This is a genomic window from Mycoplasma sp. 1012 (assembly GCF_054343455.1).
The window spans coordinates 1-25,384 of the sequence record NZ_JBTGVG010000015.1 but is presented as its reverse complement, the minus strand read 5'-3'; the positions used below and the strand labels follow the sequence as shown (position 1 = coordinate 25,384).

Annotated in this window: 22 protein-coding genes and 1 other RNA gene; 20 read left to right on the top strand and 3 right to left on the bottom strand. The window is 23.0% G+C overall.

Features of this window, described 5'->3' with window-relative positions; genetic code table 4:
* Positions 1 to 296 precede the first annotated feature (296 nt).
* From ACXX89_RS02625 to ssrA, 3 genes are all read left to right on the top strand, one after another.
* A complete protein-coding gene (locus tag ACXX89_RS02625) occupies positions 297 to 1,544 on the top strand; it encodes a hypothetical protein (protein ID WP_458557565.1) in 1,248 nt (415 codons plus the stop codon).
* Between the two features lie 331 nt (positions 1,545 to 1,875).
* A complete protein-coding gene (locus tag ACXX89_RS02620; protein WP_458557564.1) occupies positions 1,876 to 2,652 on the top strand; it encodes a hypothetical protein in 777 nt (258 codons plus the stop codon).
* Between the two features lie 60 nt (positions 2,653 to 2,712).
* Positions 2,713 to 3,094, top strand: a transfer-messenger RNA (tmRNA) gene (gene ssrA / locus ACXX89_RS02615).
* 4 nt (positions 3,095 to 3,098) lie between these two features.
* On the opposite strand, the gene ACXX89_RS02610 is transcribed toward ssrA, so the two are convergent.
* Together ACXX89_RS02610 and ACXX89_RS02605 are read right to left on the bottom strand one after the other, a co-directional pair.
* Complete coding sequence (locus tag ACXX89_RS02610; protein WP_458557563.1) at positions 3,099 to 3,338, bottom strand: hypothetical protein; 240 nt, start codon at positions 3,336 to 3,338, stop codon at positions 3,099 to 3,101.
* A gap of 134 nt (positions 3,339 to 3,472) precedes the next feature.
* Positions 3,473 to 3,688: an MAG6790 family protein gene (locus ACXX89_RS02605; protein WP_436359110.1), complete on the bottom strand. Its 216-nt coding sequence runs from the start codon at positions 3,686 to 3,688 to the stop codon at positions 3,473 to 3,475.
* A gap of 209 nt (positions 3,689 to 3,897) precedes the next feature.
* On the opposite strand from ACXX89_RS02605, the gene ACXX89_RS02600 reads away from it, so the two are divergent.
* From ACXX89_RS02600 to topA, 10 genes are all read left to right on the top strand, one after another.
* Positions 3,898 to 4,644, top strand: a complete 747-nt coding sequence (locus tag ACXX89_RS02600) for a YebC/PmpR family DNA-binding transcriptional regulator (protein WP_458557562.1) — start codon at positions 3,898 to 3,900, stop codon at positions 4,642 to 4,644.
* Between the two features lie 2 nt (positions 4,645 to 4,646).
* Complete coding sequence (locus tag ACXX89_RS02595; protein ID WP_458557561.1) at positions 4,647 to 5,075, top strand: transcription antitermination factor NusB; 429 nt, start codon at positions 4,647 to 4,649, stop codon at positions 5,073 to 5,075.
* Positions 5,044 to 5,484 carry a hypothetical protein gene (locus ACXX89_RS02590; RefSeq protein WP_458557560.1) on the top strand — a complete coding sequence of 147 codons (441 nt, stop codon included), beginning with the start codon at positions 5,044 to 5,046 and terminating at the stop codon, positions 5,482 to 5,484. The genes ACXX89_RS02595 and ACXX89_RS02590 overlap by 32 nt, the downstream gene beginning before the upstream one ends.
* A gap of 2 nt (positions 5,485 to 5,486) precedes the next feature.
* Entirely contained in the window at positions 5,487 to 6,221 is a 735-nt protein-coding gene (locus tag ACXX89_RS02585) for a TlyA family RNA methyltransferase (RefSeq protein WP_458557559.1), read from the top strand.
* A complete protein-coding gene (locus ACXX89_RS02580) occupies positions 6,214 to 7,365 on the top strand; it encodes an aminotransferase class V-fold PLP-dependent enzyme (RefSeq protein ID WP_458557558.1) in 1,152 nt (383 codons plus the stop codon). Before ACXX89_RS02585 ends, ACXX89_RS02580 begins: the two co-directional genes overlap by 8 nt.
* Before the next feature lies 1 nt (position 7,366).
* Positions 7,367 to 7,804 (top strand): iron-sulfur cluster assembly scaffold protein, encoded by a 438-nt coding sequence (locus ACXX89_RS02575; RefSeq protein ID WP_436359118.1) that lies wholly within the window; start codon positions 7,367 to 7,369, stop codon positions 7,802 to 7,804.
* A gap of 177 nt (positions 7,805 to 7,981) precedes the next feature.
* On the top strand, positions 7,982 to 8,854 hold the full coding sequence (rpsB, locus tag ACXX89_RS02570; RefSeq protein ID WP_436359119.1) for a 30S ribosomal protein S2: 873 nt from the start codon (positions 7,982 to 7,984) through the stop codon (positions 8,852 to 8,854).
* Positions 8,855 to 8,857: 3 nt separating this feature from the next.
* The gene (gene tsf, locus ACXX89_RS02565) at positions 8,858 to 9,766 is read left to right on the top strand and encodes a translation elongation factor Ts (protein WP_458557557.1); all 909 of its coding nucleotides are present in this window, start codon (positions 8,858 to 8,860) and stop codon (positions 9,764 to 9,766) included.
* Between the two features lie 75 nt (positions 9,767 to 9,841).
* On the top strand, positions 9,842 to 10,393 hold the full coding sequence (gene hpt / locus ACXX89_RS02560; protein WP_436359121.1) for a hypoxanthine phosphoribosyltransferase: 552 nt from the start codon (positions 9,842 to 9,844) through the stop codon (positions 10,391 to 10,393).
* 23 nt (positions 10,394 to 10,416) lie between these two features.
* A complete protein-coding gene (topA, locus tag ACXX89_RS02555) occupies positions 10,417 to 12,249 on the top strand; it encodes a type I DNA topoisomerase (protein ID WP_436359122.1) in 1,833 nt (610 codons plus the stop codon).
* Positions 12,250 to 12,275: 26 nt separating this feature from the next.
* On the opposite strand, the gene ACXX89_RS02550 is transcribed toward topA, so the two are convergent.
* Positions 12,276 to 13,289: a YhjD/YihY/BrkB family envelope integrity protein gene (locus ACXX89_RS02550; protein WP_436359123.1), complete on the bottom strand. Its 1,014-nt coding sequence runs from the start codon at positions 13,287 to 13,289 to the stop codon at positions 12,276 to 12,278.
* Positions 13,290 to 13,402: 113 nt separating this feature from the next.
* Here ACXX89_RS02550 and ACXX89_RS02545 point away from each other — a divergent pair, with 113 nt between their 5' ends.
* The 7 genes from ACXX89_RS02545 to ACXX89_RS02515 all read left to right on the top strand — a co-directional run bounded on the left by ACXX89_RS02545 (position 13,403) and on the right by ACXX89_RS02515 (position 25,309).
* Positions 13,403 to 14,164, top strand: a complete 762-nt coding sequence (locus ACXX89_RS02545) for a DNA-processing protein DprA (protein WP_436359124.1) — start codon at positions 13,403 to 13,405, stop codon at positions 14,162 to 14,164.
* On the top strand, positions 14,158 to 14,457 hold the full coding sequence (locus ACXX89_RS02540; protein WP_436359125.1) for an Mbov_0395 family pilin-like conjugal transfer protein: 300 nt from the start codon (positions 14,158 to 14,160) through the stop codon (positions 14,455 to 14,457). The genes ACXX89_RS02545 and ACXX89_RS02540 overlap by 7 nt, the downstream gene beginning before the upstream one ends.
* The gene (locus tag ACXX89_RS02535; protein ID WP_436359126.1) at positions 14,457 to 15,653 is read left to right on the top strand and encodes an Mbov_0396 family ICE element transmembrane protein; all 1,197 of its coding nucleotides are present in this window, start codon (positions 14,457 to 14,459) and stop codon (positions 15,651 to 15,653) included. Before ACXX89_RS02540 ends, ACXX89_RS02535 begins: the two co-directional genes overlap by 1 nt.
* A complete protein-coding gene (locus ACXX89_RS02530) occupies positions 15,640 to 18,267 on the top strand; it encodes an Mbov_0397 family ICE element conjugal transfer ATPase (RefSeq protein WP_436359127.1) in 2,628 nt (875 codons plus the stop codon). The genes ACXX89_RS02535 and ACXX89_RS02530 overlap by 14 nt, the downstream gene beginning before the upstream one ends.
* Positions 18,257 to 22,231, top strand: a complete 3,975-nt coding sequence (locus tag ACXX89_RS02525) for an Mbov_0399 family ICE element protein (protein WP_458557556.1) — start codon at positions 18,257 to 18,259, stop codon at positions 22,229 to 22,231. Before ACXX89_RS02530 ends, ACXX89_RS02525 begins: the two co-directional genes overlap by 11 nt.
* 86 nt (positions 22,232 to 22,317) lie before the next feature.
* Positions 22,318 to 24,381, top strand: a complete 2,064-nt coding sequence (locus tag ACXX89_RS02520) for a PTS fructose transporter subunit IIABC (RefSeq protein ID WP_458557555.1) — start codon at positions 22,318 to 22,320, stop codon at positions 24,379 to 24,381.
* A gap of 1 nt (position 24,382) precedes the next feature.
* Complete coding sequence (locus tag ACXX89_RS02515) at positions 24,383 to 25,309, top strand: PfkB family carbohydrate kinase (RefSeq protein ID WP_436359132.1); 927 nt, start codon at positions 24,383 to 24,385, stop codon at positions 25,307 to 25,309.
* Positions 25,310 to 25,384: the final 75 nt, after the last annotated feature.

Here is a 25,384-nt window from a genome sequence, read left to right as displayed (position 1 = left end):
AAAATACAAATAGGTTATAAAAACACTGGTGCACTTTATATTTCATTTAAGGAAAATAACATTTTGTTTAATTACAAAATGTTTTTTATTTAATTCAGTTCAAATGAAATGGGCGTATAATACTACTTTTTGCAAAAAAGTCAAATAATTTATCTAGAAATAGCAAAAAATTGTAAAAAACAAGAATTTTATTATAAGAAATAGGGTTTTGTTATCAATTTCTTGCAAAAGAACTATAATAATTCAAATAGATTTTTAGATCTATTTTAAAAAACTTTAAATATAAAGGAGAAATTATGAAAAAAAGATTTAAATCATTTTTATTATTAGGTTTACCAACACTAACAACTGTTTTTGCAGTTGTTTCATGTTCTAATCCTGCTAAAACTACTAACGAAACTAATCAATCATTAGATTATACAACCTATGGAATTACTAAAGCAAACCAAGTAAAAGAAAGAGTATTAGAATTTCCTGCTGCAAGAGGAGAAAATAGAATGGATGAAAACGGAGTTTTCTCATTCCACTTACATAACACACCAGTACAAGGAGTTTCAGGTGAGTGAACAGCTTTTGCAACAGAAGTAAAATCATTAACTGATAACACTCTTGTAAAAGACATAAAAGGAAAACCAGTAGTTAAAAAAGCTATGGCGATGGCAAAAGAAGTAGATGCTTCCAAAGATTTTCCATTAGTATTTTCATGAACTGGTGACAATAAACTTACAGAAGGAAAATTCTATACATTCATTTTTTGAAAAAATGACGGCACAGAAAAAATAACTTTCAAAAATGATTTTATTAAAGACAATAAAGACATTTTCCCTGCAACTTCCATTAAAACAATTACTAATTTATCAATTGACTTTACTGTACCAGAATATGGAGTAACTAAACTTACAACAGGAACTGTAAAAGAAAGACAATTAGAATTTCCAGCAGTTAGAAGTGAAAACGTATTAGATGCAAATGGTATATTTACTTTTAAATTACATAACACACCAGTACAAGGTGTTAAAGGAGAATGATTAGCATTTGCAACAGAAGTAACTTCATTACATGACAATACTTTAGTAAAAGATGCTAATGGAAAACCAATAGTTAAAAAAGCTATGGCTATGGCAAAAGCTAATGCAGACGTAGTTAATGAAAATGCTTTAGAATTTTCATGAACTGGAGACAATAAACTAACAGAAGGAAAATTCTATACATTTATTTTCTTTGCGAAAGATGGGACTGAAAGAATAGTATTTAAACCAGAATTTGTAGTTGAAAGCAAAGATACATTTGAAGCAATAAAAGGAATCTCTACAAGAAAATCAAATTCAACAGAAACAATGCATTCAATGGATAAATCAAATATGATGATGAAAGATTCTAGCGATAAATCAACATCAAAACAAAATCCTAATACTTCAAATGATATGATGCATTCTGATTCTAATAGTATGGAAAAAAATAAAACAACATCAGATAATTCAATGATGAGTGGTGACCAACACCAAGATTCAACAAATGCACCACAACCAATGAAAAATTCATAATATTTATTATCTAAATTTTATGAATTAATTCATTTTTTTGTTTTAAAATAAGAGTTTTTATGCACTTTTTTACTTTTTTTCTTGAAAAATGTAAAAATAGTATTATAATTAATATGTAATAACCAAAAAGTTATTACAATATAGTAAATGCACATTATTAAAAAAATAAATCTAGAATACCCTTTTTAGGGTATTTTTTTAGCCCTATACATATAAAAAAGGAGAAAAATGAAAAAAAGTTTAAAATTATTATCTAATTTTAGCAACTTTAGAGCAATATTTATAATCAGTAATAGAAAAAACAAAATTAAAATAGATAATTTAGGTTAATATGGAACTATATGTTTTAATCCCTTTAGTTATTATCTTTTTTGTTGTTACTTTTTCAATATTGTTATTTGTATATCCTATTTTAATAAGAAAATATTGTGCTAAAATTAGAAAATTAATACAAGATAATTATTTTTCTCTTAAAACTTTAGTTACAAATAAAGAAAAAATAGAAAAAAATATTTACTTTAAATTTAATCGTTATAATACACGGTCATATATTGGATTACTTCCCCTTTGGTATTTTTTGTTTTTGATTATTTTTTCTGCAATTTTAAAGGTTTTAGAAGTTGAAGATAGTTTTTACTTTTCATTTACTTGAGAAGTTATATGAATATCATTTATAGTTATTTTTTCATTAACTTTGATTTTAGAAATTTTGATATTTATTTTTATTTATAGTTTAATACAATATACAAGAAGAATCGTTATCTTCAATGAAATAATTTTTACTAAAAAGAAAATTTTTAGAAAAGAATTCATTTTTATTGATGAATATGAAAAATTACCACAGAAAAAGCAAAATCCAAATTATTTAATATTTTTTAAAATGGATTTAAAAACAGAAAATTTTTATAGAGATTTCATCAAACATTTATCTAAACCAAAAACTATAAATGATTTTAAAGAAATTTTTAGTCAAATTGAAATTCAGTATAAATCAAGAAATGACAATTTTTATTTACCATTTATTGATGAAATTATTTATGATATACATTTTAAAAAAGATTTTCCAAATGTAAAAAAATTTCTAAAATGAGCTTCAAACCTAAAATAATTAAATATCTTAGATTTTCCCTAAGATATTTTTTATTTATGTGATAGAATAATTATGTATGGGGGTGTACTGGCTTCGACATATATAAGTAATATTAAAACTCAGTAGTGTAGTAGACTATAATTACTTCTAGGCTTTTCTAAATGGAAAAGAAAATAAAAAATCAGAAGTATCATTTAACATGTTAACTTCTGCAAATTCAAATCTAATTTTTGCTTAATTAAAAATTAGTTAAAAAATAAGATTTTCCTTTGATTTTATTTTTTAAGTTTTTTTAAAGGATATTTAGATGGATTTAACTAAAATCTAAAGAAATTTATAGTTAAATAAATTAGATTCTTTTTGTTAGTTTTAGACTAATTTATTATAAAAACTAAATAAACTGTAAACTTTTAATAAAGCTTATGTGTGGACCCGGGTTCAACTCCCGGCATCTCCACCATTTTTTATTTTTTTATTTCAAGCATTTTTTCATATTTAATGCTTGTATCATAATAAAAAGCATTGTTGTCTTCAGGATTATTACTATCACTAACTCTATAATAAATTGTATTTGTTTTTGAATCATAACTTAAAAAATGATAGTATTGTTTTTTATAACCGCAAGATAGGCTGTTTTCTTCATCATAATGAGATTTTCAACTGAAAATTTCATTAAAAGTTTTTTTAATTTTTAATTCATTCATAACAAAATCATTATAACACTTAAAAAATAAAAAAATTAAAAAATGAACTTTAAAAAGAAAAAAATCCATTTTTTTGAAGTTTTTTAATTTAAAGTATAAAAAATAGGACTAAATCCTATTTATATTTATGAATTTTATATAGTTTTTACTAATTTTTCTTTAGATAAATCAATTCCATCTGTTTTATTTCTTTGAATATGATAAATTTCAATAGGAACATTACTATTAGTATGAATTCCTTTTTTTTGCTCTCTTATAAAATGAACAATATCTTTTTCTATATCTTCCAGTGAATGTCCTTGAGCAATTACTTCTTTTGTAGATTTTAAAATGGCTTTATATTGATACATATTTACCTCTTTCTTTAATATCTATACAATAAAATTATAAAACTTTTTACAGTAATTTTTAAAAATAAAATTTAAAATAACTATATAAATATAAAAAAATAGATTTTTTTAATTTTTATATAAAAAACCATAATAAAAATCAAAAAATTTATTATAATTTAAAATAAATTATTACATACATATTTAATTCAATAAAATAAGGAGATAAAATGGCTGGACATTCAAAATGAGCTAACATTAAACATAGAAAAGGTGCTCAAGATGCAATAAGAGGAAAAATTTTTGCTAAATTTTCAAAAGAAATAATGGTTGCTGCAGCTAAAGGTGGTGGAGATATAGATACAAATCCAGCTTTAAGATTAGTAGTTTCTAAAGCAAGAGCAAAATCAATGCCTAAAGCAAATATTGAAAAGGCAATAGCAAAAGCAACAGGAGCTTCAAAAGAAGGGATTGATTTTAAAGAAGTTATTTATTCAGGAACTTTAGCTGGTGGTGTAACATTTTTAGTTATTTGTTTAACAGATAATATGAACCGTATTACAGCAAATATTCAAGCTCTGTTTAAAAAAGCAGGAGGGCAAGTAGGAAAACAAGGTTCTATTCCTTATGTTTTTGATCAAAAAGGTGTTTTAGAAATTGAAAAAAATCTTGCAAATGAAGAAGAATTGATGTTATTTGCCTTAGAAAATGGAGCAGAAGACTTTAAATCAGAAAATGAATATTATGAAATTTATTGTGAACCATCAAATTTTTTAAGCTTAAAAACAGCATTAGATAAACAATATAATTTTGAATATAAAACTGCGGAAGTAACTTATATTCCAAATCAAGAAGTTCAATTAGATGAAGAAAAAACAAAAAAATTATTAGAACATATTGAAAAATTTGAAGACGATGATGATATTCAAGAAGTATTTCATAATATGGATTTATCTGTTCTTTCTGAAGAAGAGTAAAAATGAAATCAATATCTAATAAAAAAACAAGAAAGCAATATAGAATTGAGTTAATTTCTGTAATTTATTCTTATGAGTTACAAGATCTTGTAATTGAAAGTAATCGAATTTTTGAGAGTAAAGATTTAAATAAGCAACAAATACAAACATTAGAATTAATAGAAAAACAGTATTTTTTCCACAAAAAAATTATTAGTTCATTTTTTAAAGAAAATGTATTATGAAATAATGTAAAACCTTTAATTAGAGCAATTTTATTGATGGGTGCTTTTGAATTAATGTATTTGGATAAAAGAATAGTAATTAATGAATTCGTAGAAATAACAAAGGATTTTACTTTAGAAGAAGATACAGATTATAAATTTGTGAATGCTATTTTAGATAAAGTAAGTAAAGAATATGAAAAACAATTTAAAATTGAAAAAAATTAATTCTTTAATTAAAAAAAATAATTATGAAAAAGATTATAAATACATTTTTAGTAATAAAAAAATGTATTTTTTAATTACAAAGTTAGCTTTAACATTTAATTTAAAAATCGATATAAAAGAGATTTATGAACAAGAAATTTCATTGATTAAAAACTTTAATTCAGAGTCTTTTATATGGATATCAGAACAAATACTTAATACAGATGAAGTTTTATGTAAAATAGATAATAAAAAAATTTCTACTTATTTGTCTAATTTCCTTTATTTTCGTGTAAAAATAGATCACAATAATATTTTTGAGTTTGAAAAAGAAAGTAGAAAAAAATTTAATTTTTTTGCAAATGAATTGATGGAATCAACTTGTAATTTTAACTATTATATAACTAAAATTTTAGAGGTAGCAAAATAAAAATGTCTAAATTAACTCTTTTACAAATTTTAGAGCAAAAAAATCTTAAAAACGTTGAAACTCTTATTAGGATGGGTAAAGTCAAAGTTAATGGTGAAATTATTTTTATTCCAAGTACTAAAATTTCTTTTGAAAAAGATAAAGTTGAAGTTTTTGAAGAAAAAAAAGAATGAGTTTCTAGAGGGGCTTATAAATTATTAGAAGCAATTAAACTTTTTAATTTAAATTTTCAAGATAAAACAGTTTTAGATATAGGTTCTTCAACCGGCGGATTTACAGAAGTTAGTTTAAAATATGGTGCAAAAAAAGTTTATGCATTAGATTCTGGAACAAACCAACTAGACTATTCATTAAGAACAAATACAAAGGTAATTCCTTTAGAAAAGACAAATTTAAAGTCAATTTCATTTGAACTTTTTAAAGAAAAAATGGATATCATAGTTTGTGATGTTTCTTTTATAAGTTTAAAAGAAGTGTTTAAGGTAATAAAAGAAATCGTTACATTAAATACAGATATTATGTTATTGATAAAACCACAATTTGAAGCAAGTAGTAAATATGTAGAAAAAGGTGGTTATGTCGATGAAAAGCATCATCAATTTTTAATAAATAGAGTTGTTGAACATGGAAAAGATAACGGTTTTAAACTTATAAAAATTTCCAAATCTCCAATTTTAGGCAATAAATCTAAAAATATAGAATATGTAACTTTATTTAAAAGGAGTGAATATGAATAACTACAAAAAATTATTTCCTATGTTATCAAAAATAACATATTTTGATAATGCAGCTTTGTCTCAAAAACCTTTATCAGTAATAGAAGCGGGTGTAGATTTTTACTCAAATTACTCAATAAGCACTAGAACATCAGATTCAAAAATAGGAATCCAGGTGTTAAAAAAAGTGGAAACTGTTAGAAAAAAAATCGCCAAACTCATAGATGCTAAAAAATATGAAATTATTTTTACTTCAGGAACAACTGAATCGATTAATGTATTTGCTTTAATGTCTAAACAATTTTTAAAAGCAAATGATGAAATTCTTTTATCATTTTATAATCACTCTTCTAATATAGTTCCATGAATTGAAATAGCTAAAGAGTTAAATTTAAAAGTAAAATATTCAAAAAACCTTTTAGAAGATATTAATAAAAATACTAAAATTATTTGCTATTCTCAAGTTACAAATAACATAAACCAAAATTTTAATTCTACTGAAATTTATAAAAAAGCAAAAGAAGTAAAAGCAATAGTGTTCAATGATGCTGCTCAAGCAATTGCTCATGACAAAGTTTCTTTTAAAAATTCAGATATAGTAGTTTTTAGTGCAAATAAAATGTATGGACCTACAGGTTTAGGAGTTTTAGCAATAAAAAGTAAAATTTTAAATAAAATTAACCCTGTTATTTTTGGTGGTGGAGCAGTTGAAAAAATAGATAAATCTAATAATTGAACTCGAAAAAGCGGAATTAGTGCTTTTGAACCAGGAACTATGAATTTAGCGGCAATTTGACAATTAGATAAAGCAATTGATTTAATTAACGAAGTTTCAATTGAAAAAATTCATAATTTAAATTTAGAAGTAGCTAATTATTTATATGACCAATTATCAACAATTGAAGGTATAAATATATCATCTAAAAGGGGTGATTTTATAACTTTATTTAACATAAAACAATATGCACCACAAGATATAGCTTCTTATTTAGGTCATAAAGATATATATGTTAGAAGCGGAAATTTTTGTTCAAAACTTCTTTCTGAAGTAGAAAATGAAAATAATTATGTAAGAATTTCTGTAGCTTTTTATAATGATAAAACAGATGTAGATAAATTAGTACAAGCACTAAAAGAAGGAGGAGACTTTTTAAGTTTTATATAAAATGGACGCAAATCAAAAAAGAAAATTAATAATGGATCATTACTCTAATGCAAAAAATAAAGTTGCAGAATTACCAAACTGAAATAATAATTATTTACATAGTTCTAATTGTGTTGATGAAATTTGATTAGCACTTAATTTACAAGAAAATACAGTAATAGATGCTAAATTTAAAGGTATAGGCTGTGCAGTTTTTTTATCTTCAGCAGATATTTTTCTTGACATTATAAAAAACAAAACAATTATAGAAATTAAAGAAATCATCGAAATTTATAAAAGTTTAATAAATCAAAAGAAAAATGTTGATAATTTAGAAAAAATAGGAAATTTAGTGGCGTTTAATGATGTTAAAACTCACTTAAATAGGCTAGAATGTGCTTCAATGATTTATAAAGTAGTGCTAGATAATATTGAATCATGAGTAAATAAAGGAAAATAAACAAAAGAAAGAAACTTAATTTAACTTCTTTCTTTTTATATTGAAAAAATTTGGTAAAATTTAATATATAAAATTTAAAAAATAAAAAAGCACTATAATGAATTCATTTGGGTGTGCTTGAGAAAAGTGCCAAATGTTCGAAATTATAGGAAGAATAACAAATAAAAAGAGGAAAAAATGTCAGAAAAAAAAGAAATGCATCACAATGCAAAAGAAACACATTCTCAATCAAATGAAAGAGAAATTGTTTCAAAACAAAAATTATTAGAAGCTGGAACTTATTTTGGTCACAAAGCTTCACAATGAAATCCTAAAATGAAACCATACATTCATACAAAAAAATTAGGAACACATATTATTGATATCTTAAAAACTCAAAGAGCTTTAGAATTTGCTTACAAATTAGTTTATAAAGCAGCACAAAAAGGAGCTTCATTTATTTTTGTTGGAACAAAAAGACAAGCTAAAAAAGCAGTTGAAGAGCAAGCTTTAAGAACAAATTCAATTTATGTTTCTGAAAGATGATTAGGTGGAACTATTACAAATAATAGAACTATTTTTTCAAGAGTTAGACAAATGGAAGACTTAGAAAAATTAGCAGAAACTAACTTTGAAGGTTACACTAAAAAAGAAGGAGTTTTAAAAACTAAAGAACTTCAAAAATTACACAAAAATCTTCAAGGGATTAGGGAGATGAAAAGACTTCCAGATGTAATGATTATTGCTGATCCTAAAAATGATTTAATTGCTATTAAAGAAGCAAAAAGAAAAGGAATTAAAGTTATTGGTATTTTAGATACAGACGCAGATCCAGAATGAGTAGATTTTGGAATTCCTGCAAACGACGATTCTGTAAAATCAATTACATTAATTTTAACAATTTTAGCAGATGCTATTGTTGCTGCTAAAAATGGAAAACAATTATTTGCATATCAAGAAGATGAAAAAGTTATTTTACCTGAAGATCCAGAAAAAGAAAAAAGAGAATTTCAAAGAAGAAATAACTTCAAAGAAAATGCAAATAAAGTAGAAAAAGTTGAAAAGGAGTAAATAATGGAAAAAGTTAATACAATGGCTCTTATAAAAGAGTTAAGAGAAAGAACAGATGCTCCTATGGTGGATTGTAAAAAAGCTTTAGAAGCTTCAAGTTGAAGTGTTGAAAAAGCAATTTTATGATTACAAGAAAACGGAAAAGCTAAAGCAGCTAAAAAAGCAGGAAGAATTGCTGCAGAAGGTTTAGTATCAGTAGCAACAAATGGAAAAGCTGCTGTAGTTTTTGAAGTAAATTCAGAAACAGACTTTGTTGCACAAAATAAGCAATTTATTGATTTAGTTAATAAAATAGGTCAAGTGCTTTTAAAAGGGGATTTTTCTTCTAATGAAGAAGCAACTCATTTAAAAGATGAAAACGGAAAAACAATTGAAGAGTTATGTGTTGATGCAACTGCAACAATTGGTGAAAAAATTGCTTTTAGAAGAGCTAAAAAATTATCTGCATCTGAATCACAAAGAATTGGTTCATACATTCATACAAACGGAAGAGTTGCATCATTAGTTTTAATTAACGGAGAAAATGAAGAAGCTGCTAAAAATGTTTCAATGCACGTTGCTGCTATGAATCCAGAGTATGCTCTTGTTTCACAAGTTCCAAGTTCTGAAGTTGATAAATTAACTAAAGAATTTACTTTAGAAATTGAAAATGATCCAAAAAATTCTAAAAAACCAGAGAACATTAAACAAATGATGATTAATGGTAAAGTTGAAAAAGAACTTGCTAAAATTGTTTTAGAATTACAAGAATTTGTAATGGACAGCAGTTTTAAAGTTAAATCATATTTAGATTCTAAAAAATCTTCTTTACTAGAAATAGTTCGTTTTGAAGTTGGGGAAGGTATTGAAAAACAAGAAACTGATTTTGCTGCTGAAGTAGCTGCACAAGTAGCTGAAGCAACAAAAAAATAATATTTTAAAAAATTAGGACAAAAATATTTCCTAATTTTTTATTAATAAATTTAAAAAAAGGATTTTATAAATAAAATGGAAATTGACAAAAGAATAAAAAAAGTGTTATACACAAGAGAACATCTTGAAAAAACAATAAAGGAATTAGCTAACTGAGTTAATGAAACATATAAAGAGTCCAAGGATTTAGTTATTATAGGTTTACTAAAAGGTTCATTACCTTTTCTTGCTCAATTAATTAAAGATATAAAAGTTGATCATATTATTGATTTTATGACTTTATCTTCATATGCAGGTGGGCAACAATCAACTGGATCTGTAAAAATAATTATGGATTTAGCTCATGATATTGTTGGGAAAGATGTTCTAATTACAGAAGATATCATTGATTCAGGGATAACAATTGAAAAAGTTGTGGAATTATTAAAAGCTAAAAAACCAAAAAGTTTAAGAGTTTTAACTTTATTGAATAAACCAAGCGGAAGACAAACAAATTATAATCCAGATAAATTTGGTATTGAAGTTCCTAATGAATTTTTAGTTGGTTTTGGGTTGGATGTAAAGGAAAAAATGAGAAATTTACCATATATTGGAGTTTTTGATGAAAAAAGTTTTGATGATATGTAAATATTCTTATATAATTAAATAATATGAAAAAAATAGTAATTGTTGAGTCACCAAATAAAATTAAAACAATTCAAAAATATTTAGGAACTGATTATCAAGTTATGGCTTGTAATGGACATATTTTTGAAATGAAAACAAGCGGTATTTACGGTTTAGGAATCGATTTTGAAAATTGAGAACCTATTTATAAAGAAGATATAAAGAAAAAAACTATTATTAAAGAATTGAAAAAAGCTGCAAAAGAATCTGATGAAGTTTTAATTGCAACTGACCCGGATCGTGAAGGAGAAGCGATTGGATATAATTTAGTTGAAGCATTGAATATTGAAAATAAATATCAAAGAATTAAATATAATGAAATCACAGAAGAAGCTATAAAAAACGCTATTAATAAACCTTTAATGATTGATCAAAATTTAATTAATTCACAAAAATCAAGAAGAATGCTCGATAGAATAATTGGTTTTAGATTATCCAACTTATTAACAAGAAAAATTCAAAATGCAAGAACAAATCCTTCAGCAGGGAGAGTTCAATCGATTGCACTTAAATTAGTTGTAGATCGTGAAGAAGAAATCAAAAAATTTATTCCAACTAAATACCACACAATAAAAGCAACATCAGATAATAATTTAGAGTTTAGTTTCTTTTATAAGGACAAGAAAGAATTTGAAAATTCTGAATGAATTAGTAATTTTAACATTAATAAAATAATGTCAGAATTAAAAGGTGATTTAGTTGTTAAAAATATAAAAATAACAAGAAAAGCAGATGCTAAAATTACACCTTTAAAACAATCTACTTTGTTTAAAAAAGCAGGTATGTCTTCTAAGTTAGTAACAAAAGTTTTACAAGAACTTTATGAAGGTATTGATGAAAGTGGTGGATTAATTTCTTATCCAAGAACAGATTCAACTAGATTAAGTCAAACATTTATAAATAACGCTAAAAGTTATGTAGAGAAAAAATACGGAAAAAACTATGTTTCTAATACTGTAAAAGGGATTTCTGGAGATCAAGATGCCCACGAAGCCATTAGACCTACAGATTGAACATTAACACCTGATATGGCTAAAGTTAAATTTAATTTAAATGATTCACAATATAAAATTTATAATTTAATTTATAACATTTCTTTACAAGCTGTTATGGAAACACCTATTAGAGAAATCGTTCGTTATGAATTCGAAAATAACGGACACTGATTTAAATTAAGTTCTTCCAAAGTAGTTTTTGATGGATATTTTTCTTTAATAGGTCGTGATAAAGATGATTTTATCCCTGATTTTAAGAAAGGTGAAATTGTAAAAGTTAACGAATACATTCCTTCTGAAAATCAAACAAACCCACCAAGCAGATATAATGAAGGTTCTTTAATTGAAGCTATGGATGAAATTAAAGTAGGAAGACCATCCACCTTTTCATCAACAGTTTCTGTTTTAAAAGATAGATTTTATGTTGAATCTAAAAATAATGCATTAATACCTACGGATTTTGGTTATGCTGCTTTAGAAGTTTTAAAAGATTCAGTTCCTAAAATTATTCAAGAAAAATACACTTCTTCTATTGAAGAAGAATTAAATGAAATTGCAGAAGGTAAAGAAGATTACAAATCTTTTATGAATACTTTCTGAAATGATTTTCAAGAAAAAATGGCTGATTCAGAACAAAATAATAAAAAAGTGCAAATTCCACTGGAATATACAGGGGAAAATTGTCCTGAGAATGAAGCACCTTTAATTTATCGTTATAATAAGAAAAACGGTCAAAGATTTATTGGATGTTCTTCATTTCCTGAATGTAAATTTATGAAACCTGATCCAGACGCTAAAAAGGTTTTTAGACGTAAAAAATAAACAAAAACACAGAATTTTTCTGTGTTTTATATTTTTGTTTTTTGAAATTTATATTTATGTTTAGTAATTTGACTAAATAAACTCTTATAAAATGCTTCGTTTATTATAACTCCAAAATATAACAAGTATGAAATATATAAACAAAATGTAGAAAGATATAAAAAAGTAGCTAATGTTCCAAACTTATCATAATTAATAAATTTTGCTGATGCTAGAAAACCAAAAATAATTGAAAATAAAGTTGAAGATAATGCACTAATAAAAGTTCCTGGCAAAATTTGTTTAAAGCTAATTTTAAATACAGGGCTTATTTTTAAAGTAATTAATCATGTAATATAAAAAAACATAAATAAAAATATAATTGAAATTAAATAAAAAGACAAATCATATAATCAAATTTCTTCAATTTTACTTTTTAATGAAATAAAAATTAAAGAAGAAACACTTAAAAATAAAGATAAAATTGTTGAAATTATTATTACAATTAATATTCCTTTTAAACGATTTAAAAAGATATTTCCCGTATTTTTGTGATTATAAATAACAGATTGACTAGATATAAATTTTGCATAACCTGATGACGCAATTCAAAGCGATGAAATTAATAATAAAATAAAAGTAGTTGTTTCTCAAGTTGTGCTTGAAAAAATATTAAGTGTTTTTGGAATTGAATTATTAATTCCTGGAATATAACGATTTAAAATTTGTTCTAATAAAAAATCTTTGAGATTTTCTAAATTATTTGAAAATCAACCAAAATTAATAGAAGAAATAATTGAAAAACTAATAATAAGAATAGGTATAAAGGAAACAAAAAGATAAAAAGCAAATCCAGGTGGTAAAAAAGCAAATTCCACAGAAGCTAACTTATTAATACTTCTAGACACTAGAGTTTTAACTTCATCTTTTCTAGTTTTTCAAGTTTTAGGTCTTATAGATATTTTTAATATTATTAAAATAAAGAAATTTAAAAGTCTTTTTATCAAAAATTTATTTTTCTTTTTTATTAATTTGTCTTTAAATCAATTATTGTTTTTCATTGCTAAATTATACTATTTAGTCTTATAAATTTATGAAAAATTGCTCTTTTTTCCTAAATTAGTTTTTTTTATTATTTTTTATTAAAAAAAAGAAAATTTAAATGGAGGGAAAAATGAATAATATATTAATTTATTTTGCAATAAAATACTCAGGAAATTTTATGGAAATTTATAATGCTTTAAAAACATTAGAAAAAGTACCAGAAGAAGAACTGGAAAAAATAGATGATTTGGTCAAAAGTAAAGAAATAAAAGCAATTACTATAATGGATGAAGAATATCCTGAATCTTTTAAAATATTAACAAATCCACCTTTTGTTATATTTTATGAAGGAAATATAGAACTTTTAAAAAGAGAATGAAAAATGACTTTAACAGGTGATTTTCATAATGAAAAAATAGATGAATTTCTTAATCAATCATTACCAGAGGTTATAAAAAGACATACATTAGTAACTTGTTATTATAAAAACTTAGACATGAAAATCAATGATTTTTATAAACTAAAACAAGGTGAAACTATTTATATTTCAGCAAATGGGTTAAATAATCCTTATTTTGCCAACAAAGTGGATTTGGATGAAAAGACTTTAATTATTTCTGAATATCCAAATAATGTCAATATTTCAAAAAATAAATTGAGAAACAGAAATAGACTGGTTGCAGCATTGAGTGATGCACTTATAATTTATTCTTCAAAAACTAAAAGTGGAATAATGAATTTGGTTAGCAATTTTCTTAATGTCGGAAAAGAAGTTTACTGTTTTCCTGGTGACTTTAGCGAAGAAGATGGAAACTCTAGTTTAATAAAACAAGGGGCTAATTTAATAACTTCTGTAAAGGATGTCTATGAATTTAAGGAGAAAGAATGTTAAAGTTATTTGCTAGCGATAGTGGTGAAGTAATAATTAACGAAATTGCTGAAAAAACAAGTTCAATTGGTTATATTGTTTTATCTGCATTTGCAGGACTTGTAGGTTTTTTATTGATGATTGCAGCGATTTATACTGGTATAAAAATCGTTTATTCTATTGGTGAAAAAAGAAAAGCTAATATTGTACATTTTTTTATAATTTTAGTTATTTTTGTAGTTATAATCATAATTTTCGCTATTGGTGTAAATTTTGCAGTTGATATAAGTAAAAAAGCAGCTTCTGGAATATCATAATGCTAGATATAGTTGATAGAATTTTTTATTCTATTTTTTCATTTTTTTGGTTTGTTTTCATAACAATACCTTTTAAATTTTTATCTGTAATTACACAAGTTTTTAATTTTTTAAGCACGCCTTTAATTAATCTTTTATTTTTTGGCAAAGCTGCAGAGCAATTAAAGTATAGTGAGATTAAAATACCTATTGTTTTTAGTGCTTTTTTGATAATTAACAGCATTGTATTTATAGGAATTTTTATATCTGTTATTATTAAATTGTCATTCTCAAAGAAAAACGATAAAAATGTGAAAATTCTTAATCTTTTTAAGAATATAATACCTTCAATTTTATTAGTTTTTCTTATTCCACTTTTAAGTTTTATTGTTATTAATATATTTAATAGTATATTTAATATTTTGATTATAAGTTTTAATAGTAAAACTAATATAGCTAACAATATATTTTTAGCACTAAAACCAGAAGATATACAGGAAAGCATTTGAACAAAATTGACAAATAATAATTCTTATTCAGTTATTGATTTTGAAACTTATAAAAATCTTTCTGTTTCATCTTCACAATTGCTATTTTTTCCTGCAATAGTAGGTATTTCGTTAATAATTATTTTTATAAAAAGTGGTATAAATTTAGCTAATAAAACATTTCAATATTTCTTTTTATTTTTAATTTCTCCGTTTATCTTTTCAACAATTTTAATGGATGAAGGTAAGAAATTTTTATATTGAAAAAGAAGTTTCTTTTCAAAACTTATTTCTATTTTTGTTTATTTAGTGATTCTGAATATTTTTTCTTTTTATGCTATTTCTATAAATTCATGAATAACTGAAGTTAATAGTTTAAATTATTTTAGCAAAATGTTTATTTTAACTATTTTGTTAATAGGAGGTGCTATTTCTTGTAATAAGTTTTTAAAATATATTTCAATTTTAACAAATCAAGAATATAAAATAAAAGAAAATATAAAGGAAACTAATAGTGTTTTAAAAGAAATCAAAAATTTTATAAAAAATAAAGAAATAATTAAAAGTCAAAATGCAAATCTTAAAAATAATAAAACAGAGTTAACTAAATTTATTTCCATTGAAGAACTAAATTCAAAAAAAATATCTCTACAATTAGATGATATACATTTGAATAAAACATATAACGATATAACCACTAATTTGAAAGGAAAAAATGCTTCAACCTAAAAGTATCAAAAAAAATAAAATATTGATAGCAAGAAATTTTTATTTATCTGATTTAATATTTCTTTTTTCTGAAATTATAATTTCTTTTTTTATAGGTTGATATTCTGTTCCAGATATTTTAAAATATAAAAAAATAATTTCAATTTCTATTATTTTTGTTTTATCATTGCTTTTTGCTTCTTTATTAATTTATATTCCATCACATAATGCAAGAATTTGAGTTATTCTATGAAGAATTATAATGTTTTGGACAGAAAATAAGAATTTTAGTAAAAGTTCTAAAAAAACAAACACAAATTTTTTTGTAAATTTAGATGATATAAATGATGATGGTCAAATTAAACTTAAAAATTTAATAGAAAATAAATATAAGTTTATATCAGTCATAAAATTTGATGGTTTGAATATTTGAACAAGAAACACTGAAGAAAAGAAATATTTTTTAGATCAGTTTGTTAGTTTTTTTAACACAAGAGAAGAAAAAATTTCTTTTTTAAAAGCAAGAAAAAATATAAATTTTTCTATAAATATTGATGAAGAAAAAGATTTTAAATTTGTAAATCAAGAAGTAAATTCATATATTGATAATTGTAAAGAAGATATAAAAAACCTTCAGAATTTTGAATTTGAAGATGAATATTTTCTTATTATATTTTCTTCAAAAAAAGAAAGTATAAATGAAGAATTAAAATATATTAAAGACTTTTTTGATAAACAAGAAATATCTAATAATACACTAAATAAAGAAAATGTTATAAAATTTTTATTTTCTTTTTTTAATCCTTTTGAAAATCTTTTAAATGATTTTTATGAAATTAATAGTAAAGAAAAATTAATTGATTTGTTAAAACCTAAAAAATTAGTTTTTAAGAAAAATCATTTTTCTGTTAACTCTTTTCAAGGTAAAATTAGCACCATTAATGATTTAGCATTAAATTTAAATGTAGGATGAGCTGAAACATTTTTCAATTCTAATAATTCTTGAATTATTTGACATTTATCACCTATAGCTTCCGAAGATTATGAAAAAATAATAAACGCTGCTAATAATAAAGTGCTTACCAGTATGGCATTTAATAAAAAATCTCAATATAGAAGCAAAAAAGAGTTAAAAAATATTGAAGCACTTGATGAATTATCTTATCTTTTAAATGTGGAAAATTATAAGTTATTTAAGACATCAATGCTTTTTTTAAATATTAATAAAAATTTAAGTGAATTAAAAAATGATGTAAATTTAGTTTTAAATAATTCAATAAAAAAGGAGAAATCAATAATGAATAAATTAAATTTTAGACAAATAGATGCATATAAAACCTTTTCTTTTTTAAATAATGATCAATTAAAAGAAAATATAGAAATGGTTTCAAGAAATATTGCTTATGCTTGACCGTTTACATTTGAAAAAAATATTGATAAAAATTCGTTTCTACTTGGAAAAAATAAAAAGCAATCTATAATTTGAGATATTTGAAAAAGAAATTTTAATCATACAAATTCAAATTGTATTTTTTTCGGTACTTCTGGTAGTGGTAAAACTACTACAATAAAAAAGATTATTTTAGATAATTATCTCAAAAATAATAGTTCAGTTATAATAATTGATCCACAAAGAGAATATCAAAATTTTAAAAATATGTTTCCCATTAGTTGACTTGATTTAGGTACAGGAAAAACAACTATAAATCCTTTACAAATGTTTGTTATAGATTATAAAAATATAGAAAGATCTATAACAAATCAAATAGTATTTTTTATAAATTGAATTAAAATATTATATCCAAATTTAACAGAAGAAAAAGAATACATACTTATAAAAGCGTTAAAAGAAATTTATAATAATTTAAATTTAAAAGATGATATAGTGAATTTCCCTATAATTAGTGATTTAATAATTAAAGTTAAGGAAATAAATTTTGATAAAAATTATAAAGAAATATATGAAAAAGAAAGGATAAAATTGCTAGAATGATTAAAAATTAATTTTGAAAATAGTGGAATTTATTCATCTAATTATAATGGTAAAACTAATTTGGATTTAAATTCAGATTTTATTATTATAGATGTAAAGACATTTACAGAAAATTCTACAAAAGAAAATTCCAATGCTTTTTTCTTTATGATTTTAAATTTAATTCAAACAAAAATAAACGATAATTTTTATAAAAATAAAAGAAAAAGTTTAGTTATTTTTGATGAAGTTCATAAATTTTTAGACCACAAAAACTTGCAAACATTAGACTTTATTTTTGATACTGCTAAAACCATAAGAAAATTTAAAGGTTCACTTATTTTATCTACACAAAATCCATCTGACTTTTCATTAAATGAAAATATGAGAAATAAAACTAATGGAATCTTAAAAAATATTCAATATAAATTCTTATTCAATTTACCTGGTGACGATATAAAAATAATTAATTCTTTATTTAATCCTTTTTCAAAAAATGAAAATTTTAATTTAATAAATGAATTTGATACTAACTTCTTATTAAATGCAAGAAAAGGAGAATCTTTACTTGTATCTTCTTTGAAAAAGAAAGTATATTTTAGAGTTTATTATAACGAAATAGAGAAAAATATGCTAATTAATATGGAGAATAATGAAAATTAATAATTTTTTATTAACAACTGTTCCGTTTATACCTTTTATGATGTCATCAATGGAATTGAATGAACAAAACATTAGGGATAATTCAAAAACTAATCATAATTTTAATGAAAGATTTGTAACTGAATTTGAGTTTTCACCTAATTTAAGAGATTTATTAACTTATAGTGAATGAATAAGATCTTTCAATGAAATAAATTCAAATAAAAAACCATTTACTGTTTTTTATGATAGTTATAATTGAAATAGAAAATATGCTCAACATGAATACACAAATAAAAAAGGTGGTTTTGGATTATGAAGTTGAGTAAATTACTTAAATCCCAAATGATATGGAGCTAATATAAATATAGCTTCTGGTTTAGAAGGGTGAACATATCAAAATTTTAATTTTCAAAGAACGGAATTTATAGGATCTAAATTAGCTCCAAATGGTTTAAATCATGATGATGGTTCTTTTGCAATTCACAATTCTTATATTAGATATAATATTTTAAATAATCAACATAAACAGTTATATTTTTACTTTGGATTAGATAAGCAAAATGAAAATTTTCCTGATTTACAATTTTCTACAAGTGGTTCTAATGGTTTGAATATCAGTAAGTATGTTTTTGGCAAGTTAAATGAAAAAGTTGACGAATATAAAGAACGTTTTTCAACAAATAATAAAGAAATAAAAAGTTTTTTTATGGATAATTTAAAAGTAGAATTACAATTTTATTTAACCAATGGACAATTTAATGGCAATAATATAGATAATATTCATGTTAGATTAACAAATTTTAAAGTTAAATTATCTTTTAATTTTCACATTAATTATGATTTATTGAATGTAGACCATTATGAAACTTTAAAAAGTTTAAATATTATAAAAAATAGATTTTTTTCTAATTTTTTAACTAATAATTACTTAGAAATTAATACAGATACAGGTGCATCTAATGGTCTTTATACAGAAAAAAGAAGTAGTTCATTAAAAACAAATATTGAGTATTTAGAAGAAAAAATTAGAAAATTTAAAAGTAGTTATAATGATGTAAAGTTTGCAAACGATATCAATCTTCAATATAGAACAGTTAGAAAATCAAATATAGAAACTATCAATTTTTCTTTAAAATATAGAAATAAAATTACAAATTCAGAAAATATATTGAATTTAACTGAAAATACAACAATAAAATATAAAGAAACTGAAATTTTTAGAAGTCAACTTATGAAAGATAGATTAGTTATAGTTCCTGGTAAATATTTAGATATAACTAATTATAATTCATTAGAGTTGATAAATGATTCAAGAACTAGAAAAGCAAATGATAAAAATATAACAGAAACTTATGGTGGTCATTGAGTTTATAACACTCCAGTTAAAATAAATTTTAAGACTTTACCACAGGAAAATGAAATTCTTTACATTAATGATAGAAAGATAGATGTAATAAATAGAGATTTCTTCTATGACTTAAATTTTAACTACAAAGAATCAAGAAATGCAGTTTATAAAATAGATTTGGTAAAATATGATAAAAGTGATATAAATAAAGAAAATAAAAATGAAATCTTTAGATGGACCACAGTTATTGAAATAGAAAATAACAATTTAGATTTAAAATTAAAGTGATTTGCTTGAGATCCAACAAATAATAAAAATCAAAGAGATTTAATAGAACCTTTTTTAAAGGATTCAAACAATAATTTCATTTTAAATAATGACGGTTCAAAAAAGAAAAACCCATTTTATGACCCGTTGATAGATAAAGAAACAGGAACAAAAAAACAGTTAGTTTGAGTTGAATATTCTAATAATTCAAATTTATTACCTTATGAAACAATTTTTCTTCAAGATCCCATTGACAGTTTAGGAAAAATAAGAAATAAAAATTTCGAAAAAATAGGTTTTATTGCAGAAGCTGTTGTAATAGAAAAGGGAATAAATTTAAAGGTAAATGATTCAACATCATCAAATAAAAGATTTAAAATTAATAACCAAAATAATGAATTTAATTTCATTGATGATAATGAAAATAATCATAATGGAACATTGATAAAAATAAGTGAAAATGAAAACAATTATTTTTCAAGTTCTGGAATTTGATTGTTCACATCGAAATTACCAAAAGGATTAACAAATTACAAAATAGCATTGATTGGCAACGAAAAAAGTAATAACAATTTCACTTCAATTTTTGTAAATTCCAAGATTTCAAACTTTTTTGATACATTATATGGGAAGCATTTATCTATTTATTTAAAAAATAAATACAAATTTAATGAAGAAACTATAACAACTATAAATTATGAAAAAATAATAAAGTACTGACAAGAATACGTCAGCAGTTCAATAAATGGTTATTTTCAAAATACAATTTTAGAAAACACAATTGAAATAAATCCTTTAATTAACAAAGAAGGTATTAAACTTCAAGCTAAGTCAATAAATGAAAAAGACTTTGAAATGAACAAAAATTTTTTTAATGAAAACATTTTAGATTTTGAAAACAAAGATAAAACCATATGAAAAATTGAGCAATTAAAAACTAATAAAAATATAATTAAAATAAGTTTTGATATAAAGGAAGAAGTTTCCAATTCTGATTTTGTTATAAATAATAAGTATTTTTACATTCCAGTTTCTTGAAGAACTGATTATTTACAAGAAATTGAGCATTTAAATAGTGCTGATAAAACTGAAATCATACCTTCTATAAATAGAGAATATATATCAAAAAATTTTTCTTTAGAACAAGAACTAAATGCTAATCCAGAATGGTTCAATTTTGAAAATAAAGACAAAGTGAGTTATTTTATTGAAAAATTTGATGACAAATTAATTTTTAATTTTGAAGTTATTCACCATTTTCAAGAGCAATATTTTATAAAAAAAGAAAATTCCAGTATTGTTTATAAAATAAAAAGTAATAGTAATTTTAAATTAGTTAAAAAGATGTTTAATAATTTTTCATCCACTAGTATTAATTTAGGGAATGAAACAAATAGTGAAAAAATTTTAGAAAAAATTAAAAATTTTTTATCAGAAAATATTTCAAATAATTTTAATTATAAAGAAGATTATTTCATTGAAAATGAAACAGAAAAAGTAGAAGAAATAATTAATTTAGCAAATAGAAATAAAGAAGATTTTATATATTTAAAAATAAAATCTAATCATAGTGATGAAAATAAAATAATAACTATATTCAATTTTGAAAATAAAACAAGAAAAATAAAGGAAATTTTGGATTTAAGCACTATAAAAATGGAAGATTTGATACTAAAATCTATTGATGAAATAGAGATTAAAAATAAAATAATTTCTTACATAAATACTTATTTTATTAATAATAATATTTCTTTTCCTAATGAATTAGAAATTGAATATTTTGATGAAAAAATTTTATCTTTAATTGCTCATAGAAACAAATTCATTTTTTTCAAAATAAAAGGAAAATATGACAATATAGTTAATTTTTCGACACTCAAAGTAAAAATAGAAAATATAGAAAATCAAAAATTAATTGATTTGAGTAATTATAAAATTCCTGAATTAAAGACTGAATTAGGAAATTATTTTGAGTTAAAAAATAAAATAATTAATTATATTAAAGATTATTTTAATGAATTTTTGTTTAATTATGAAAGTGATTATTTTATTTTAGATATAGAAAATAAAGAAAAAATAGAGAAATTGGTATCAAAAAGCGGTAGTAATATTTTGAATTTTGAAATAATTCCCAATTTAAATAATAAAGAAAACAAATTGGTTGGTAAAACAAGATTTTATGTCATAAATTTTTTGTCAAAAGAAAAGTTTAAAAACATAAAAGAAACTTTTAACAAAGAACAGAAAAATAATAAATCAAAAAAATTTAACTTTCTTTGATTAATACCTATTTTTGCTTTTTTAACCACTTCATCCACGTTAATAGGTATTAAATTTTATAAAAAATTCTTTAAATATAGAAAATAATTTGATATAACCATTATTTTTTTATATCATAATATGTTTCTTTATTTGGTATAATTAAATTCAAATTATACAAAGAAAGGAAAATTATGAAAATAAAAGATTTATTTAAAAATAAAGATACTATTTATTTAAATAAAGAATTTAGTTCTAAAAAAGAAGTTTTAAATTTCTTTTCTAAAGAACTTTATTCTAAAAAATACAGTGATAATCAAGAAACTGTTTTTAATTTATTTTTAAAAAGAGAAGAACAAGATTCAACTGGTATAGGTGACTATATTGCAGTTCCACATATGAGTGATGATTGTATTAAGGAATCAACTTTATTATTTGCAAGAGTTAATAATTTAGATTGAAATTCCATAGATGGAAAACCTGTTAAATACATTTTTGCTATGGCTTTTTCTAATCAACAAAGAGAAAATTCTCATTTAGATATAATGTCAAAATTAGCAAAATTTTTAACCAAACCTGATTTTATTGAATCTTTAGAAAGAATTCAAACAGTAGATGATTTTATGTTATTAATTGAAAAATATGAGCAAGAAAATGATAAAAATACAAATAATAACAATTTAAATCAAACATATGATATAGTTGCTGTAACCGCTTGTCCAACAGGAATTGCTCATACTTATTTAGCCGAGCAAAAATTAATTGAACAGGCTAAAAAAATGAATCTTTCAATAAAGGTAGAAACACAAGGTGCAGATGGAATAAAAAATCCTTTATCAAGTGCTGAAATCGAAAAAGCAAAAGGTGTAATTTTAGCTGTTGATAGAGAAATAGAAAAAGAAAAATTTGCCAACTGTTCTAATGTTATTGAAATTTCAACTCAAAAGGCAATACATAAACCAGAAGAACAAATTCAAAAAATTTTAGATAATAAAGGAACCAAAATTAAATCTGTTTCTTCTGGAAATAAAACTGAAAACGTAGAAGGGGAATTAAGTTTTAGTGGTTTTGCTAAAAAAATGCATCGTTCCCTATTAACTGGTATTTCATATATGTTACCTTTTATAGTTTTTGGTGGAATTATTTTAGCTATTGGATTCATTATCGATTTAATAGTAGGTAAAGCATTAGGTGTTGATATTCAATCTAACGGATTTTTAGCATCATTTGGATTTAATAACGGTGTTGCTAATCTATTTTTCAAAATAGGTAAAGTATCACTTGGATTAGCGGTTCCTGTGCTTACAGCTTATATTTCTTTTGCTTTAGTAGGAAGACAAGGGTTATTACCTGGTTTTGTGATCGGGACAATAGCAAGTGGAGGATTATCAGATACATATTCATTCTTGTTACCATCAATTACTAACTCAGGAGTAAATAATGCTGATAAATTTTTAGGAACTGGGTCAGGTTTTGTTGGTGGAATACTTGGAGCATTTTTTGTAGGTGCAATGATAATTGTATTTTCTAAATATGTTTTTGGAAAACTTCCAAAACATTTACAAGGAATTAAAAATATTTTATTTATTCCTTTATTTGGAACAATTGTTATAGCTTTAGCATTTTGAGTTGTTAACATAGTATTAATTTATGTAAATTTAGGTTTAGTATTATTTTTACAATTAATGCAAAATAAACCTTATTTAGCATGATTACTAGGACTAATTCTTGGTTCAATGATGGCAATTGACTTAGGTGGACCAATTAATAAAGCTGCATACATTTTTGGTACATTAACAATTGTAAATGGTCAATCTTCAGTTTCTATGGCTGCAGTAATGGCGGCTGGTATGGTTCCTCCTTTAGGAATTTCATTATCAATGTTTATTAGTAAAAAATTATGAACTAAAGAAGAAATTGAAGCTGGAAGAATTTCTAACATAATTTTTGGTTTATCATTCATTTCAGAAGGAGCAATTCCTTATACTTCACAAAGACCAAAAATATTAGTACCTGCTAACATTGTGGGTGGAGCAGTTGCTGGTATAGTTTCTGCACTTCTTGGTGTTAATATTGTTGCACCACATGGTGGAATGTTTGTTGTCTTTTTAGCAAGAACACATCTACTTAATAGTTTTGGATTGCAAATTGGTTTAGGTATTGTATTTTGAATTTTAGCTATTTTACTTGGATCTTTTGCATCAGCATTAACAATAATTTTAATGCACAAATTTGCAAATAAAAAACAAGCTAAATAATATGAGTAAAAATATTTATACTTTAACACTTTCTCCATCAAAAGATTTGGTTATTGAAAACGCAACTTTTAATTTAAAAGAAGTAAATAGATATATTGATTCACACATTTTCCCAGGCGGAAAAGGAATAAATGCTTCAATTATTTTGAAAAGACACGATATCGATAATACAGCAATAAGTTTTTTTGATGCAGATACTTATAAAGAATTTAAAGAAATTTTTAATACTGAAAATATTAAATTAATAAATATAGATCACCCTAAAAAAACAAGACTAAATATAAAATTTTACGGAAAAAATACAGATTTTGAACTAAATGGACCTAAAACTAATTTGTCTTATGATTTAGTTGGAAAACTCAAAAAAGAATTAAATAAAATAACCAAAAATGATCTTCTTTTAATCATGGGACATAGCAATGAATTTATAACAGAAGAAATTATTGAAATTATTTATCAAAAAGGAATTAATTTTGTTTTAGACATTGATACAGAAAAAATGCAAACATATATTAAATACAATCCTTTTTTAATTAAACCTAATAAGGACGAGTTAGAAAGAAATTTCAATACAAAAATTTCTTCAGAAAAAGAATTAATAGAAATAATGAAAAAAATTCAAAACAATGGATGTCAAAATGTTATGGTTTCATTGGATAAAAATGGTTCATATTTATTAACTAAAGAAAAAGAAATTTATAAAGCATCAGTAATTGAGAAAATAAATGTTGTTTCCGCCACAGGAGCGGGAGACACAGTTATTTCTATGTTTGTTTCAAACTATTTTTTAAACTTAGAGAATGCTGAAAATTCTTTTCGTATAGCTAATGCAGCAGCAATGGGGACTGTTGCTTCTCAATGATTAGGAAATAAAAAATTAACAGAAAAATTTTTAAATAACGTAAAAATTGAGAAATTATCTTATTAAACACCATTTAAATTATGGTGTCCTTAAATGAAATATAAAGTGCACCAGTGTTTTTATAACCTATTTGTATTTTAT